Genomic DNA, 16,968 nt, shown 5'->3' with positions numbered 1-16,968 from the left:
AACCTCGAGCTATATGCTTTTAAGTACTTTTAACAGCATTCTTTATTCTTTCTGTGTTATCTGATATTTCGATATGCTGCGCACTTTTAACCGTGGGCATATTGAATGGACTGGCAGGGTTGGTTCGCTTTAAGTCTTGCTGGGGCAGCATTGCTGCTGATGAGTTTCGGCCGTTTCGGGCCCCATCTGGTCATGATGGGTGTGCTGGTAGTGCTGAGCGTCAGCGGTATCCTGGACGCCTCCGAAGCCCTCGCTGGCTTCAGTAATTCTGGGCTGATCACCGTGGTTGCCATGTTTGTGGTGGCTGCGGGCATCCATCACTCCGGCGGAGTCGACCTTGTGGTGAAGCATCTGCTTCGGTCACCACGGACCGTGCGGGGCGCCCAGGCTCGCATAGCGCTCCCGGTGGCCCTGCTGAGCGGCTTCCTGAACAATACCCCGGTGGTCGCGACCATGATCCCGGCGGTGCATGCCTGGTCCCGGAAAATCGGTATTGCCCCTTCCAAACTGATGATTCCCCTGAGTTACTCGGCCATTTTCGGCGGCACACTTACGCTGATCGGTACCAGTACCAACCTGGTGGTTAACGGCCAGTACCAGGACCTGACCGGTGAAGCCGGCTTCTCGATTTTTTCCATCACCGCCGTGGGTCTGCCCGTGGCTGTGATAGGCCTGATACTGATGCTGGTCTTCCTGCCGCGGTTCCTGCCTGATCGCAAAGACCAGCAGAAGTTCGGTTCCATGCGGGAGTTTACCCTGGAAGTTGCGGTGGCCCTCGATGGCCCCCTGGTCGGCAAGTCCGTGGGTGAGGCGGGGTTGCGGGAACTGGAACGGCTGTATCTGGTTGAGATTGAGCGTGACGGCAGCGTGGTAACTGCGGTGCCCTCAGAAGAACGCCTGCGCGGTGGCGACCGACTGGTCTTCGCCGGCGATACCCAGGCCATTTCTGACCTGCTCCGCATCAACGGCATAGTACCTTCCGTGCACGACGACGAGCCCAGTCTGAGCAAGGATCGGGCCGAACGGCGCCTGGTGGAAGCAGCTATGTCTCCCCAGTCGGAAGTCCTGGGCCTGACCATCCGTGACGCCCGGTTCAGGGACCGGTACGGCGCCGTTGTGCTGGCGGTAGCCCGGGGCGGCGAGCGGGTTTCCGGCAACCTGGGCAATATACGTCTCAAACCCGGTGATGTGCTCTTGCTGGAGGCGCGGCCAGCCTTTGTCAGTCGTCAGCGATACGCCAAGGACTTCCTGCTCATCAATGACCTCGGCACAGAGGCCCCCCGCCATGACAGAGCCTACGTGTCCTGGGGTATTCTGCTTCTGCTGGTGGTCGCGGCGGCGTCCGGAGTACTCAGCATGCTGAACGCCGCCTTGCTGGGGGCGGCCATGATGATTCTGAGCGGCTGTTGCTCCGTAGGCCAGGCCCAGAAAGCGGTGGATGTGCCGGTGGTCTTAACCATAGCAGCCTCCTTTGCACTGGGGGCGGCGCTGGAAGTGACCGGGGCGGCAAGCTATGCAGCCGAGGCCATCCTTTCCCTCAGTAACGGTCACACCTTGTTGACCGTGCTACTGGTGTATCTGGCAGTGTCAGTGCTTACCGAAGTGGTGACCAATAACGCGGCGGCTGTGCTGGTGCTGCCGGTCGTGCTCTCGATGACATCGACCATGGGTGTGGCGGCGGAGCCCTTTGTGATTGCGGTCATGATGGCGGCATCGGCGAGTTTCGCCACACCCCTGGGCTATCAGACCAACATGATGGTGTTCGGCCCCGGCGGCTACCGTTTCATGGACTTTGTGCGGGTGGGTGTGCCGATGAATCTTGTGATTGGCCTAGTGACCGTCGCGGTCATCGCGGTGGTGTACGACATCCCGGTCAATTGGGCAGGCTTCTAGGTCGCCGGGCCGGCTTTACTGGGCGAGGATGTCACAGCAAAGGACTTTCATTTCGCCCTGATGACTGTAGGCAAGCGAAAGGGTGACGCACATGTAGGCACCGGTAATGGACAGGTAGGGGCGGGTGACCTGGATGTGCTCAGGCTGTGCCAGTGCCTGCTTGAGGTAATGCTGGCGATACCAGTCGGCACTGCTGGTGTTCTCCAGGGGTATGAAGCGCGGGTCCAGATTGCGGGCGATGGCCTGGGAGATCAGCGTGTGATCAATCTGGACCCCGAGGGTGTTGATCAGGTAACAGCGGGACACCGCATGATGGTTCAGGAGGTCCGAGCAGGCTGTATCCAGCTTCTGGCCGGAACGCAGCTTGTTCACCGCGCCCTGAAAATAGCCGCTGAAGAAGTCGGTTATTTGCTGGGTCGGGTCCAGTTGAACCCGATTCCGGCTCTTGTAGTCGGTCAGAAGACCCTCAAGGTCAGGACAGTTCTGCCCCAGGCGGGTGAGGTCGAGGCTGGGGCGGGAAAAATAGAAGCCCTGGACAAAGTCGACCCCGGCATCAATGGCGATCATGGCCTGATCGTGGGTTTCAACACCTTCCAGCAGTACCAGGCAGCCGGACTGATGCAGTAACGAGGCTATGCCATTGAGAATCTGTCGTGCCTTCTTGTCGGCAATGGCCCGGGTCAGTAACGTGCGGTCAAGTTTGACAATATCGGGAGAGAGGTTCCAGATACGCTCGAAATTCGAGTGACCGGCGCCAAAATCATCAATAGCCGTAAGACAGCCCAGGTTCTGGTAGTAAGCGACCGTCTCCCGCAGTTGCTCGGAGTCATCTGTGGGCTGCTCCACGATCTCTATCACAACCCGATGGGGCGGCAGCCCGGTGCGCTCCAGAAGCTGCCCAAAAAACGAATCACTCTGGTGGCCTCTGGCCACTACCTTGGGCGACACGTTCAGGAACAGCCAGTTGACCTGATCACTTAATGATGAATAATTCTGAATATGCAGGTAGCGACACAATCGGTCGAGGAGCACATTTTCCGGTTCGGTGGTGGGTAGCTGGAACAGATGAAGCGGCAAAACACTGGCATTGTCTGTGTCAAACGCCCGGATAAGGGCTTCGTAGCCGACCACGCGTTTATGGGAAATGCTAAATATGGGTTGCAGCGCCGTGCGGAGGGTCAGGCCCTGAAAGCTCGCGCTCCAGCCGTAGTCATGCTGATCGAGCATGGGGCCGAGTAAATCAAGCTCAGGTGAGGCTAGGGTGTGAAGCAGGTTTTTGGACATAGCTCAGCACTGAAACCCTGGACGAAAACGTTGAGGTCGTAGGTGAGTTCAGACTCAACCTGTATGTAAAGTGCACATCGCTGCCCGAGCTGACAAACATCAAAGCTACGACAGAGGAAGAATGCCAAACTTTCCAGAAAGTTACCAGCCTGTAAGAGTTACGCTTTGTCAGCTTACGGCCTTAATACATTGCTTCCACGGCAATATATCTGTTCAGGCCAGTGCAAAGAGAGCACTTTTCGGCAGAGTAGGAGAGAGATTAAAGCGGGGTTAGGGCGAGCCGGGGTCGTCCGGCTCATCCGATCTATCAGTTATTACTTGGTACTCAGTTATTGCTTGGGACAACGACACGCTCGTCGAATTCAATTTCCATCATGTGTTCCTATAGGGTAGTTGAGAATTACAGCGCGACCGTCCAGGGTCGGCTGTTATGCGAGTAGTCTATCCTCTTAGTGTGATGTCTCAATCCGTAAAATCCCCATGCGACAAAAGTCAAGCATCAGTTTTTCTGACTATGGTGCCCAAAACATTTCGTTTGGATTTGAACGCTGCTGTTCCTAGACTTCCTATTATTGAGCAGCAGCCGGGGGAGCATCAGCTCGTGGAAGGTTAAGACGATGCAGTTGAGCAATTCGCGCAAGAGCTACGGTTGGGTCGCCATCCTACTGCACTGGCTGATCGCACTGGCGGTGTTCGGGCTTTTCGGCCTGGGTTGGTACATGGTCGATCTGGGGTATTACGACGACTGGTACCGGACCGCGCCCGACATACACAGAAGTGTCGGCCTGATCCTCGCTGCCGTCATGGTGGTGAGGGTGGCCTGGCGCCTCTTTAATCCCAGGCCGGAGCCGCTGGCCGGGCATTCGCGATTTGAAATCTGGGCGGCCTATGGGGCCCATCTGACGCTGTATGTGCTGATTTTCGTCGCGATCGTCAGCGGCTACCTTATCTCCACCGCCGATGGCTCATCCGTTCAGGTTTTCAACTGGTTTTCGGTGCCTTCGGTGACGGGGCGGATGCGGGAACTCGAAACCATCGTGGGGGATGTTCACTACTGGTCTACCTGGGCATTGGTGGGTTTGGCGGGTGTTCATGCCCTGGCGTCGATGAAACACCATTTTATCGACCGGGACCGAACGCTACGCCGGATGCTCAAGCCCGACTGAACGGCCCGTATTACATCATTCTGCACTCGCAGGCATGCCCGACAGGATGAATTAAAGGAGACAGTCAGATGAATTCAAGCACTATCAGAACCACTTTCGCAGCCACGGTCTTGTCCGTGGCGATGCTGCCTGGCGTCCAGGCTTCTGAGCATAGTGGTACCTATGCTTTCGACACTGAAGGCCAGCACCAGTTCATTAATTTCAAGATCTCCCACCTGGGCTTTAGCTGGCTTTACGGCAGGTTCAACGAGTTCGATGGCGAGTTTGTCTATGATGCAGAGAACCCTGAGAACAGCAAGGTTACGGTCACGGTTCAGACCGAAAGCGTGGACTCCAACCACGGTGAACGCGACAAGCACCTGCGCAGCGACGACTTTCTCCACGTTGACGAATACCCCACAGCCACCTTTACCAGCAAGCGCATTGAGCTTGGGGATGAGCAAGGCGAAGCGGATATCATCGGTGACCTGACGCTACATGGTGTAACCAGGGAAATTACCCTGGACGCAGAAATGGTCGGTCACGGCGAGGATCCGTGGGGCGGCTATCGCATGGGCTTTGAGGCTGAGACAGAGCTCAGGCTGGCCGATTTCGGCATTACCAAGAACCTTGGCGAGTCGGCCGAGACGGTCGAACTGATTATTTCTGTGGAAGGGGTCAAGCAGTAGCCGGAAACGGTCAGGCCAGGCCTGACCGACCTGCATGATTACCGAAGTTCATCCGGCCCGTTAAGGGCCGGATTGCCATCCTGCCGGCGCTGGGCGCAGCGGCAAAGTCGTAGCTGGCGATAGAACTGGGCACTGAATATGACCAGCCAGATGAGCAGGCCGGCCCACAAGTAGGTCTGTGCAATACGGAAATTTCCGCTGAGGGCAAACTCAGCCAATAGCATAAGGGCAAGAGCCAGGGCCCCGTTGGCAAAGGCGGTTAACATGGCTTGTCGGCAAGCTTGAAAGGTCGTTCTCATCGCGTTTGCTCTGGATAAATCAAGGAAAGTTGCAAAAAGGTAACCCGTTAACTTGAATCGAGAATACGGCCTGACAGATCTCCTCTCCATGCGTGCATTCCGCTATTTAAAAACAGAACCCCTGCCGGTGATGACACAGATTGGTGTCCGGCGCTCCGCCTACCTATAATGAGCACCCTGATTCGCTGTCCCTGGCAGCATGCGGTATTCACAACAGTTACAAGAGGCTTCCATGCCAGAATTTCAGACCACGGACGAAGGGTTCGAGCGCGTTGCGCTGCGGGATTATACCGAGAAGGCCTACCTTGATTATTCGATGTACGTCATCCTGGACCGTGCCTTGCCGAGTGTCGGTGACGGCCTCAAGCCTGTGCAGCGGCGTATCATCTATGCCATGTCCGAACTTGGTCTGAAGTCCACTTCCAAGTACAAGAAGTCGGCACGTACCGTAGGTGATGTTCTGGGTAAGTTTCACCCTCACGGCGACAGCGCTTGCTATGAGGCGATGGTTCTCATGGCCCAGCCGTTCTCCTACCGCTATCCGCTGGTAGACGGCCAGGGCAACTGGGGTTCTCCGGATGACCCCAAGTCCTTTGCCGCCATGCGTTATACCGAATCAAGGCTCGCCGCCTTTGCAGATGTCCTCCTGTCGGAATTGGGGCAGGGCACGGTCGACTGGGTGCCAAATTTTGATGGCACCATGGATGAGCCCTCGACGCTGCCAGCACGACTGCCTCACGTGTTGCTGAACGGAACTACGGGTATTGCCGTGGGGATGGCCACGGATATTCCGCCCCATAACGTCAGGGAAGTCACAGCTGCCTGCATCCGTCTGCTTGACGATCCGGATACCACCATCGATCAGTTGTGCGAGCACATCAAGGGCCCGGATTTTCCAACCTACGCTGAAATCATCACGCCCCAGAAAGATCTGCGGCAGATGTACGAGACCGGGCGTGGGTCTCTACGCATGCGTGCCCGCTGGATCAACGAAAGCGGTGAGATCGTAGTCACCGATCTGCCTCATCAGGTTTCCGGCAACCGTGTACTGGAGCAGATAGCGCACCAGATGCAGACCCGCAAACTGCCCATGGTGGCAGACCTGAGGGACGAGTCAGACCACGAGAACCCCACCCGTCTGGTGATCGTGCCCCGGTCCAACCGGGTGGATCAGCAGGGCCTTATGGCCCATCTGTTTGCCAGTACCGACCTTGAGAAAACCTACCGGGTCAACATCAACGTCATTGGCACGGACGGGCGCCCTGCGGTCAAGAACCTGCACACCCTGCTCAGCGAATGGATCAGCTACCGGTGGGTGACGGTCACCCGTCGTCTGCAATACCGGCTCGATAAGGTACTGTCCCGGCTTCACCTGCTGGAAGGCCTTCTGATCGCCTATCTCAATATTGACGAGGTCATTGAGATTATCCGCAGCTACGACAAACCCAAGGCGGAGCTGATCAGTCGCTTTGCCCTCACCGGCGAGCAGGCCGAAGCCATACTCGAGCTCAAGCTGAGGCACCTGGCCAAACTTGAGGAGATGAAGATTCGTGGCGAGCAGGACGAACTGGCCGCTGAGCGGGATGAGTTGCAGTCGATACTGGGTTCCAAGGACCGCTTGCGGGAACTGATCAAGTCCGAGCTGCAGGCCGATGCCGAGACCTATGGCGATGACCGGCGTTCGCCGATTGTGGCCAGGGAAGAAGCAAAAGCCTTCAGTGAACTCGACCTGATCTCCAACGATCCGGTGACCGTGGTGCTGTCCGACAAGGGCTGGGTCAGGGCGGCCAAGGGCCATGACATTGAGCCGGAAGGGCTGAGCTACAAGTCTGGTGACCGTTTTGCCATGGCGGCCAAGGGGCGCACTAATCAGCAGGCCATCTTCCTCGACTCGACGGGTCGGGCCTATTCGCTGCTGGCCCATACCCTGCCTTCCGCCCGTGGCCAGGGCGATCCCCTTACCGGGCGTATCAATCCGCCCTCAGGCGCTACCTTCTCCGGTCTGCTCATGGGGGACCCGTCGGAAAAGGTCCTGCTGGTGACGGACGGCGGCTATGGCTTTGTCACATCACTGGAGGAAATGATCAGCAAGAACCGTAACGGTAAAGCCGTGGTCAATGTACCCAAGGGCGCCCGCATCATGCCGCCCAAGCTGATTCCCAAGCGCAGTGAGCCGCTGTTTCTGGCAGCTATTACCAATGAGGGGCGGATGCTGGTGTTCCCGCTAAGCGAACTGCCTGAACTGGCCAAGGGCAAGGGCAACAAGATCATAAGCATCCCCTCGGCACGGGTCCAGAACCGGGAGGAGTTTGTGGTGGCGGTGGCCGTGTTCGCTGAAAAGGATCAACTTCAGATACAGGCAGGCAAACGCAAGATGAGCCTTCAGTTCAGTGACCTGGAGCATTACCTCGGCGAACGGGGTCGGCGCGGGCATAAGTTGCCCCGGGGCCTGCAGCGGGTAGACGGTATCGAGGTCGTAGGTAGTAGCCCGGTAGCCGCGGAAACCGAAGATGATGGCGCAGACGACAAGGAGCAGCCTGAACGTGAGTGAGCTGGTACTGATCAATGTGTCCGGTCGTGACAAGCCAGGTCTGACTTCCGAAATCACCGGTATCATGGGCCGATATGACGTCCGTATACTGGACATCGGTCAGGCGGTGATCCATGACCATCTGACCTGGGGTATTCTGGCGGAGATACCCGATGAGTCGAAATCTTCATCAGTAGTAAAGGAATTGCTTTTCCGCCTGCACGCCCTGGACCTCCAGGTCCGGTTTGCGCCCATATCGGAAGCGGAATACCAGAGCTGGGCCTCGGGCAGAAACCGGGCCTGCTACATCGTTACCCTGATGTCCAGGGACATCAAGGCGGAGCAGATTGCCCGGGTTTCGGCCATCACGGCGCGCCATGGCCTGAATATCGACAACATATCCCGCCTGTCAGCACGGCCGTCTCTGAAACCGTCGGACGACCGCATTGCCTGTATCGAGTTTTCCGTGCGCGGTACGCCAGAGGATCCGGAGAAGTTACGCTCCGATTTCCTTCATATAGCCAGCGAGATGAACGTCGATATCGCCTTCCAGGAAGATTCGATCTTCCGCCGCAACCGCCGTCTGGTGGTGTTCGATATGGATTCCACATTGATAGAGGCTGAGGTTATCGACGAGCTGGCCCGTGAGGCGGGCGTGGGTGAGCAGGTAGCGGCCATTACCGAACTGGCCATGCAGGGCAAGCTGGATTTTGCCGCGAGCTTTGCCGAACGCCTGGCCCTGCTCAAGGGCCTGGATGAGTCCGTGCTTGCGGCCATCGCCGAGCGCCTGAAACTTACCGAGGGCGCAGAACATCTTCTGCGCAGCCTGAAGTCTCTGGGGTATCGTACGGCCATCCTGTCCGGCGGTTTCAGCTATTTTGCCCGCAACCTCCAGCAACGACTGGGTATTGACTACGTCTATGCCAACGAACTGGAAATTGTCGACGGCAAGGTCACGGGCCGGGTATCGGGCCGGATCGTGGACGGCCAGCGCAAGGCTGAGCTGCTCAAGGAAATCGCCCTCAAGGAGAACGTGTCCCGGGAACAGGTGATTGCAGTAGGGGACGGCGCCAACGACCTACCCATGCTGAGCCAGGCGGGCCTGGGGGTGGCTTTTCGGGCCAAACCCCTGGTCAAGGAGTCCGCCCGTCACTCAATTTCAACGCTCGGGCTGGACGCCATCCTCTATCTGATCGGATTCAGGGAGAGCGAAACTCACTGATCGCCGAAATCGTAGTTCATTTCCGGCACCGGCGCCTGCAGGTAGTAGCCCTGAATGTAGTTGACGCCTGCCTGCCAGAGCGTCGCCAGCACGGCGGCGTTCTCTACCAGGGGGATGATGGTCAGCTTGCCTGAGCTGCGCAGGGACTCGACCATTTCCTTGACCTTGTCCCGGGCCTCTTCGCTCTTCTGAATCTCCTCGGTAAACGAGCCATCAATCTTGATGTAGTCCACATCCACATGCTTGAGAGTATTGAAGGGGTTGAGGGCACAGCCAAACTGACAGATCGATACCTTACAATGCAGTTCCCGCAATGATTTGGAAAACTCCCTGGCCTGCTTGAGATAGGCGTTGGCGTCACCTTCGCGCATCTGGAATATCAGCGAATCGCCGGGCAGGCGGGCTGCCTTGAGCGCGACACTCAACCACGAAGTGAACGTCTTGTCCTGCAGGGTTTCGGAAGTGATATTCAGGAACAGGCGGGTATCGTGGCCTTTTGATCGGTGCCCGGAAAGCTGCTTGATGGTCTGCAGGGTGACCCAGCGATCGATTTTGCCGGCCATGTCCGAAGGCCCCATGGGCGGCAGGAAGTCGTAAGGCGAAACCTCTTTGCCGTCTTTATCTAGCATTCGCACAAACGCTTCGTAGTGCTCTTCACCCTCACCCCGGAGATTGATGATGGGCTGGAACAGGAGCCGGAAACGGTCCTCATCAAGCGCCTTCTGGATCGCCTCAACGGAATTGTCTTCATCAAGGGTCTCGAAGTCCGCCGGGTTGTAGATCACCAGGCCGTTACCGCGATCGTGGCCCTCCAGTTTCCTGACCTCTGCTGATGCGGTATGGGCGCGACTGATCATATCGGGCGCCTTGGGCGAATTCTCGGTAATGGCGGCAACACCGATGCTTACCGTTAACTGGATCGTGCGGTCGCTGATGTCGAACAGGTGATCTTCAATATGCTTGCGTATGCGTTCACACAGGTCCGCCAGTGTCTGTTCCTCGCAAGGCTGGCAAAGGATGCAGAACGCGTCGTCGCTCAGCCGCGCCAGGATCATCTCCTCTCCCACATGCTGGCGCAGGATGCCGGCCAGGTCGCCCAGCAACAGGTCCGCCCCGGCGATGCCGACTTTGCTCTTCATGGCCATGAAATCATCAAGAGCGATATAGGCCAGAGCCCCGGTCTCGTTGTTCTCACCGGCCTTGACGATCGCTTTGTTGAGGGCGTCCATCAGGTACTGGCGGTTAAACAGGCCGGTCAACAGATCCTGGCTGCTGATCTGACGAATCTTTTCTTCCAGTTCCAGGTCGCTCTTTTCAGGCTGGATCACAATCTGCGTGCAGGGTTCGCCGTCGTATGTGGCAGACAAGGCTGTCATGGTGATGTTGAGCTGCTGGTCATCGCTGCGGCGCGCCACGCAGTTCAGCTTCATGCCATCGTCTTCACCATCGGCGAAAGCCTTCATGAAGTCCTTGTAGGGACCCTGGCTCTCCGGGGCGAGCGTGTCCAGAAGGGGAATGCAGATAAGCTCGTCAATGTCGTCATAACCGAGAAAGTCCATGTATGACTGATTGGCGTAGATGTGCATGCCATCGTTGATGTAGGCGATGGCATCCTTGGAGCTTTCCAGCAGAAGCTGGCAGCGTTGTTCCGCTTCCCGCAGGTGAGACTCAAGGGAGCGGCGGCGCCGGCGTTCGTCCAGCGCAGAAAGCTCGCGGCGGACGACCAGTACCAGAAGGTCGGTGTAGTCGCCAGGCACCGTATCCTGGGCACCGGCTTTAAGAAAGCTTACGGTGCGGTCCCGGTCATAGTCACCGGTCAGCAGAATGAACGGGATGTCCTTGTCCAGCCGGCGGATGGTCGCCAGTGCCTCTTCCGGCTTGACCTCCTGGTCAATGTCACGGGCCAGCATGAGGTCCCAGGTGCCGGTGCGGATGGCCTCTTCCAGGTCTTCTTCCGAGGTGACCCGGTGGGCCCGGGTAGCGCGGCCAGCATTTCTCAACAAGCTGACCAGGGTTTCCGCATCGTTCTGAGACGGGTCAAGTAACAGTAGATGAACCGTAGCGTTCTTTTTCTGCATGCCGTGGAGATCTCTCGCAATCTGCTGAGCGTTATTAGGGAGCAAACCGGCAGGCCTTTATTCGCGGCGCCTCTGTTACTCTCGCCCGACGAATGATGCAGCGGATATTTGCCAATAACAACCCTTTCCTAGAGCGAAGGCCACAGGGAGTCGAACTCGTCCTCACTGGCTTTTTTGGAGGATGTGACCGGTGCCTCATTGGCGCTAAGGTTGTTATGCTGCAGTTTAAGCTCGAACTGGCTGATGCTGCCAGTGGCCGAGACCCGGCGGGACAGCTGTCCCTGGTCTTCACGGCCGTCGTGCAGCAGGGATATCCGGCTTCCGGACTGGAACGGCAGTCGCGGTGTGATCAGGGTGGCGGCCTGACCAACGGCACTGATTTCCGGGAGCAGCAACCCCCGCAGGTATTCGCTGCTGTTGCCAATTTTCTGGATCAGACGGACACCACAGGGGGACGCGCTGGGCGCCAGCAGCTCAATGCCTATCTGTGTACCCTGGTTACGCACCTGCCGTATCCAGCGCACGATCGCAATGCTCCAGGGGTGGGCGACTTTCTCCCTTACCCCAAGAATTTCTCCCGCCTGCAAGCAGGGTGGGACATCAGTTTCCCAGCTGACGCAGTAGCCACCGGGGCTGGTGTTCATCAGCAGCGTTTTGTAAGAGCGAGGCTGAGCCCGTGCCCCACTGCCCTCGCAAGAGCCTCCGGTTCCCCGAAAGTTAATGGGACTGTCTGCAGAGCGTAGCCCCTCGCTGGGACCGGCATCGTGGGCCCCGGCCCAGGCGTCGTTGCGGCGCCTGGCGGTGCTGAGAAAGACATTCTCGTCCTCTTCCGCGCCGGCACGCTCTTTCGCGTCATTGCCCGCGACGAACTGGTTAAAGTTCTTTTCTCCTGACACGAAATAATGGGCAGAGGTCAGCCCCACACAAATGTGCAGATAGCCCTGGCTGACAATGCGGTTGAAATTACGCTTGGTAAGGATGCCCAGGGCCTGGCCCAGGTGGGTGAGCAACGTGTCGGTGGCGGCTGTCGGCAGCGTCAGAGCGGTTTCGGTGGCAGGCTGGTAGTCATACCGGGCCTGGAGGTATTCAGTGATTCGCTCGGATACCGCTGTGGTATCGAAACCAAAGCTGTCACTGCCGGGGGCATTCTGCATCAGGCTGCGGTAGATCGGTGGCGAGTCCCGTTCCATGTCCACCACGAACAGGCTTTCACCAAGCTCGGGACTGCACCTGACCAGGTCGGTCCAAGACTCAAACAGTTCATAGACCTGCATCAGTTCACTCTGGCGCAGCTGGTTGGGCCGTGCGCAGCCCAGCATGAGTATGCGTTTGTAGGCGTCTGCCACCGTGCTGCTGTGACGATGGCACAGGGTCTGGTCTTCGATCGGTGCCGAGATCAGTTTGTTGCGGTAGGCAAAACGGAAAATGCGATGGGACTCGAGCCAGCTCCTCGCAGGGCTCGGGCAATAGAGCTGATGGGCCCTGACAATGGTGGCGCCCAGCTCGGTCAGGGCCCGGTGGCAACTGGTGTTCAGTAGCTTACGGTTTTTCTCTATACCGCCGTTGTCTATCAGCTCAAGCAGAGTGATTTTATAGCCGTTGGCCAGGTGGAGCTGCAGGGCCTGGGAGAGATTGGCAATCTTGCGCTGTCTCTCGGGCAGGGCGATCGCCATGCCAAGGTAATGCCGGGCCAGCTCACCGCAGACAAACCGTATCTTCGGCCGGATCAGCTCAAGCAGCTGCAACCGCTGGGCCGGCGCCAGAAACATCTGGTTCATTTCGATAATGGCGTGGTAGAGCTGGCGGGAAACTTCGCCCACGTTCGCCATGGGTAGTTGCCCCACCCAGTCCCTGAAGGCCTTGGGTGTGGCATCGCAAAAAGACAGGCTTGCGGTCTTTTGTTCCGGTACGGTCAAATCGGGTTTCAGGCTCATACCACCAGCAGCTCACGCCAAAAATACAACTTGAAAACGTTTCTCTGCCAGTTGATAGGATCACTCCGGGGCCCACAGGCATAAATCCGGGACAGCTGAAAAACGCATAAATTACAGAATTTTAACTATAAAAGGTTTCTTGACTGTAAAATAGCAAAGAAAGAACAAAAAGCCAGCAAGCCCCAAGTTGACAATAGTTGACATTCCGGTCTGGCTATCCCTTTTCACAGGCCTCTGCTTGTCTGTACCTCACCCATGGCGCGGCGAGCTCAGGGGTCCAGTAGCGTCTTGCTCATTTGACCCGGTATTTCCCGTACCAGTTTCGGCACCAGAAAACCTGGCAGGATGGCCTGGAGTTCGCGCACAAGTCCTCTGGCCACCTCGTCACTGGTATCGAAGTGGTGTGCGCCGGCTACCGGGTCGAAGGCGTGAAGATAATAAGGCATGACTCTGGATGCGAATAGCGACTCGCTGAGCTCGGCGAGCACTGCGCTGTCATCATTTACCCCTTTCAGAATGACGCTCTGGTTCAGCAGTGTTACACCGGCGGCCTGGAGGCTGGAAAGGGCTGCCCTGACCTGGTGGTCGATCTCGTTGGGGTGATTGATGTGCAGCACCATGACTTTCTGCAGCGGGCTCTGGTCGAGCCAACCCAGTAATGCCGCATCGACTCTTGCGGGGATGACCACCGGCAGGCGAGTATGAATGCGGAGCCGTTTTATCCCGGGCAGGGCCGCAAGCTGTTCTGCCCACTGGGCCAGCAGTCGGTCATTGGCGACCAGGGGATCGCCGCCACTGAAAATGATCTCATTGATTTCCGGTGAGCTCTCCAGGGTTTCCAGCACGGTCCTGCGCTGTTGCGGGGACAGACGATGGTCTTCATAGGGGAAATGGCGACGGAAACAATATCGGCAATTAATCGCGCACTGGCCAGTGACCATTAGCAAGGCACGGCTCTTGTATTTGCGGATCAGGCCGGTCGCGGCTGTGGCGCTGGCCTCTTCCAGCGGGTCGGTAACGAATCCCGCTACTGTATCGGTCTCCGCTGTTAGCGGCAGGACTTGCCTGAGCAAGGGGTCATGGGGGTCACCGTAGCGAATCCTGGCCAGATAGGGCGCCGGCACTCTGACCGGAAACAGCTGATGGCCCGCACGGGCCCCGCCCAGCCAGCGTTGAGGGTCCAGGCCCAAGGTTTCAAGCAATACGGCAGGGTCGGTGATCGAGTCAGTCAGCTGCTGTCGCCAGTTAGGGCTGGCATTATCTGGGTGGCGGGCTTCTACCAGAGCGTGGGTTCGCTGTATCATAGGGACTTTTGTGCTCTCAGCTGCACGCTAAACTGTCTTTTCAACAGTGCTATTTCAGGTGATATTTTCATGGCTTCACATTCTACCAACGAATTTCGCAGCGGTCTTAAGGTTTTACTGGACGGCGACCCCTGCGTGATTCTTGAGAACGAATTCGTCAAACCCGGCAAGGGTCAGGCGTTCAATCGCGTCAAATTGCGTAACCTGATGTCAAACCGCGTCTGGGAGCGGACCTTCAAGTCCGGCGACAGTCTGGAATCCGCCGACGTCGTTGAGCAGGAAATGGAGTACCTGTACACCGATGGGGAATTCTGGCATTTCATGCTGACTGATGGTTCTTTCGAGCAATACCCTGCTGATGCCAAAGCGGTATCCGACGTGCTCAAGTGGCTCAAGGAACAGGATGTCTACACCGTCACCCTGTATAACGGTGCGCCGTTGACCGTGAGCGCGCCGAACTTTGTCGAGCTTGAGGTTGTCGATACGGATCCGGGCATGAAAGGCGACACCGCCCAGGGAGGCTCCAAGCCTGCCACCCTGACCACTGGCGCCGTGGTCAGCGTACCTCTGTTCATTAACATTGGCGATGTGCTGAAGGTCGATACCCGCAGCGGCGAATACGTCAACCGCGTCAAAACCTGACACTGTGGACTCCGGCACCGTCGGGAGCTGGCAGCCGTCAGCGTCCCTGGAAGCCCTTGAAATGCGTGCCAGACAGTCGGCGTTTGTGCGCGATTTCTTTGCCAGTCGCCAGGTGCTGGAGGTTGAAACACCGGTGATCGGGCGCTTCGGCGTCACGGACGTCAACCTTGATGCGATTCCGGCCCGGGTTTCCTCAGGCTCTGGCTGGCCTGACCCGAATGCCTGGCTTCAGACTTCTCCCGAGTATCATATGAAGCGCCTGCTTGCCGCCGGCTGTGGTCCGATCTTTCAGATCGCCCGGGCATTTCGCGATGGCGAGCGCGGCCGCCGTCACAACCCCGAATTCTCTCTGCTGGAATGGTATCGCACGGGCTTTGACGACCAGCAACTGATGGATGAGGTGGCAGAGCTTGTGTGTGGCTGGCTGGGTGCGCCCACGCCCCGGCGGCTCGACTACCGTGACGCATGCCGGCGATACGCCGGGCTGGACCCGTTCACAATCAGTGATGCCGACCTTGCCCATCATTGCCAGCGCTGGCTCGGAGAAGACCTGGCCCACCAACTGTCACGGGATGACTGTCTCGATGTGATCATGAGTCACGAGATCGAGCCTGCCCTTAAGTCAGAGCCTCCAACCTTTATCCAGCATTACCCCGCCAGCCAGGCTGCCCTGGCAAGAACATCGGTTTGGGATGGAGTGACGATAGCGCATCGCTTCGAGTTGTATGTTGAAGGTGTAGAGCTCTGCAATGGCTATTGGGAGCTCGCCGACGCGCCGGAGCAGCGTCGCCGGTTCGAAGCTGACAATCGGCTCAGGGTAGCGGCGGGCAAACCCGTGCGTGACATTGACAGTCGACTGCTGGCAGCGCTTGATGCAGGCCTGCCGGACTGCGCCGGAGTGGCTCTTGGGCTCGACCGGTTGCTGATGCTGAAGCTGGGCACCCGTGACATTGCCGATGTTCTGCCTTTTCCTATTGAGCGGGCCTGACCGCTGCCCGGCCTGCTCTATACCAGTTCGCAGTGTCCCAGGGCCTCGCCCAGGCGGACATTGCGGGCTGCGTCCATGGCCGGGTCCCACTTGGCCACGCCCTTCGGGAAAACCAGAATCACCGTAGAACCCAGCCGGAAGCGGCCCATTTCCTCGCCTTTTTCAAAGCTGATCGGTTTGGCCAGGGTGTCGTATCGGGTGCCGGAAACTTCCCTCGGGCGACTTGGAGCGACCACGCCAGCCCAGGTGGTCTCGACGCTGCCCACAATCATCGCACCCACGAGGACCATCGCCATGGGGCCGAACTGGGTATCAAATATTGAGACCACTCGCTCATTCCGGGCAAAAAGATTGGGTACGTTTTCAGCGGTCAGGGGGTTAACTGAGAAGAGCTTGCCAGGCACGTAGACCATTTCCCGCAGGGTGCCCGCCAGGGGCATGTGGATGCGATGATAATCCTTGGGGGCCAGGTAAATGGTGGCGAACTCACCCTCGTCGAAGTGCCGGGCGCGCTCATGGTCGCCGCCAAGCAGCTCAAGCAGGCTGAAGGACTGGCCCTTGGCCTGGAAAACCCGGTCGCCGGTTATCTGGCCCAGTTGGCTCATGGCGCCGTCGACGGGGCTGATCACGACTTTTTCGCCGCCTTCTACTGGGCGCATGCCAGGCTTGAGGGCGCGGGTAAAAAAGGCATTGAAGCTGGGGTAGGCGGCCGGATCGCTGTCTTGGGCTTCGCTCATATCTACCCCGTAGCGTTTTATGAACCAGGTAATAACACGATTTTTGAGTGCAGGCACGCTGGTACTGTCTGCGAGCTTGCCGGCCACACGAGTGATCGAGATCTGGGGTACGAGGTACTGGCTCAGTATAAACAGCTTATTCCGCATGAACGCATGGTCTCCGGGCGAACGTAACGCCTACAAAATGTCTCAGGAAGTTGCAGACACTTCCTGATAAAGTCCG

General features: G+C 57.9%; 13 protein-coding genes. 7 read left to right on the top strand and 6 right to left on the bottom strand.

Translation table 11 applies throughout. The annotated features are described in order from the left end of the window. Positions 1-105: 105 nt before the first annotated feature. Positions 106-1,893, top strand: coding sequence for an SLC13 family permease (locus G7W63_RS05435; RefSeq protein ID WP_166254271.1), 1,788 nt, complete (start codon positions 106-108; stop codon positions 1,891-1,893). A 15-nt stretch (positions 1,894-1,908) separates the two neighbouring features. Here G7W63_RS05435 and G7W63_RS05430 read toward each other — a convergent pair whose 3' ends face one another. Continuing rightward, entirely contained in the window at positions 1,909-3,177 is a 1,269-nt protein-coding gene (locus G7W63_RS05430) for an EAL domain-containing protein (protein WP_166254268.1), read from the bottom strand. A 617-nt stretch (positions 3,178-3,794) separates the two neighbouring features. On the opposite strand from G7W63_RS05430, the gene G7W63_RS05425 reads away from it, so the two are divergent. Both G7W63_RS05425 and G7W63_RS05420 read left to right on the top strand, forming a co-directional pair. Beyond that, a complete protein-coding gene (locus G7W63_RS05425; RefSeq protein WP_166254265.1) occupies positions 3,795-4,343 on the top strand; it encodes a cytochrome b in 549 nt (182 codons plus the stop codon). A gap of 68 nt (positions 4,344-4,411) precedes the next feature. Continuing rightward, complete coding sequence (locus G7W63_RS05420; RefSeq protein ID WP_166254262.1) at positions 4,412-5,011, top strand: YceI family protein; 600 nt, start codon at positions 4,412-4,414, stop codon at positions 5,009-5,011. A 38-nt stretch (positions 5,012-5,049) separates the two neighbouring features. Here the strand turns inward: G7W63_RS05420 and G7W63_RS05415 are convergent, their stop codons facing one another. Next, the gene (locus G7W63_RS05415) at positions 5,050-5,277 is read right to left on the bottom strand and encodes a hypothetical protein (RefSeq protein ID WP_242634323.1); all 228 of its coding nucleotides are present in this window, start codon (positions 5,275-5,277) and stop codon (positions 5,050-5,052) included. Between the two features lie 265 nt (positions 5,278-5,542). Between G7W63_RS05415 and parC the strand changes: the two genes are divergently transcribed. Then, positions 5,543-7,861, top strand: a complete 2,319-nt coding sequence (gene parC / locus G7W63_RS05410) for a DNA topoisomerase IV subunit A (RefSeq protein WP_166254256.1) — start codon at positions 5,543-5,545, stop codon at positions 7,859-7,861. Then, positions 7,854-9,062: a phosphoserine phosphatase SerB gene (serB, locus tag G7W63_RS05405; RefSeq protein ID WP_166254253.1), complete on the top strand. Its 1,209-nt coding sequence runs from the start codon at positions 7,854-7,856 to the stop codon at positions 9,060-9,062. Before parC ends, serB begins: the two co-directional genes overlap by 8 nt. Here serB and G7W63_RS05400 read toward each other — a convergent pair. From G7W63_RS05400 to epmB, 3 genes are all read right to left on the bottom strand, one after another. Then, positions 9,056-11,140 carry an EAL domain-containing response regulator gene (locus G7W63_RS05400; RefSeq protein WP_166254250.1) on the bottom strand — a complete coding sequence of 695 codons (2,085 nt, stop codon included), beginning with the start codon at positions 11,138-11,140 and terminating at the stop codon, positions 9,056-9,058. The genes serB and G7W63_RS05400 overlap by 7 nt on opposite strands. 128 nt (positions 11,141-11,268) lie before the next feature. Next, positions 11,269-13,074: a GTPase gene (locus G7W63_RS05395; RefSeq protein WP_166254247.1), complete on the bottom strand. Its 1,806-nt coding sequence runs from the start codon at positions 13,072-13,074 to the stop codon at positions 11,269-11,271. A 269-nt stretch (positions 13,075-13,343) separates the two neighbouring features. After that, the gene (epmB, locus tag G7W63_RS05390) at positions 13,344-14,378 is read right to left on the bottom strand and encodes an EF-P beta-lysylation protein EpmB (RefSeq protein WP_166254244.1); all 1,035 of its coding nucleotides are present in this window, start codon (positions 14,376-14,378) and stop codon (positions 13,344-13,346) included. A 69-nt stretch (positions 14,379-14,447) separates the two neighbouring features. Between epmB and efp the strand changes: the two genes are divergently transcribed. Both efp and epmA read left to right on the top strand, forming a co-directional pair. Further along, a complete protein-coding gene (gene efp / locus G7W63_RS05385) occupies positions 14,448-15,020 on the top strand; it encodes an elongation factor P (RefSeq protein ID WP_166254241.1) in 573 nt (190 codons plus the stop codon). A gap of 4 nt (positions 15,021-15,024) precedes the next feature. Beyond that, entirely contained in the window at positions 15,025-16,008 is a 984-nt protein-coding gene (gene epmA, locus G7W63_RS05380) for an EF-P lysine aminoacylase EpmA (protein ID WP_278185416.1), read from the top strand. A gap of 17 nt (positions 16,009-16,025) precedes the next feature. Here the strand turns inward: epmA and asd are convergent, their stop codons facing one another. Then, the gene (gene asd, locus G7W63_RS05375) at positions 16,026-16,892 is read right to left on the bottom strand and encodes an archaetidylserine decarboxylase (protein WP_166254235.1); all 867 of its coding nucleotides are present in this window, start codon (positions 16,890-16,892) and stop codon (positions 16,026-16,028) included. Positions 16,893-16,968 lie beyond the last annotated feature (76 nt).

The organism is Marinobacter salicampi (genome assembly GCF_011074795.1).
Taxonomy (GTDB): domain Bacteria; phylum Pseudomonadota; class Gammaproteobacteria; order Pseudomonadales; family Oleiphilaceae; genus Marinobacter; species Marinobacter salicampi.
Note: the sequence above shows the minus strand (reverse complement) of the source record. Positions and strands in the feature narration are given on the sequence as shown.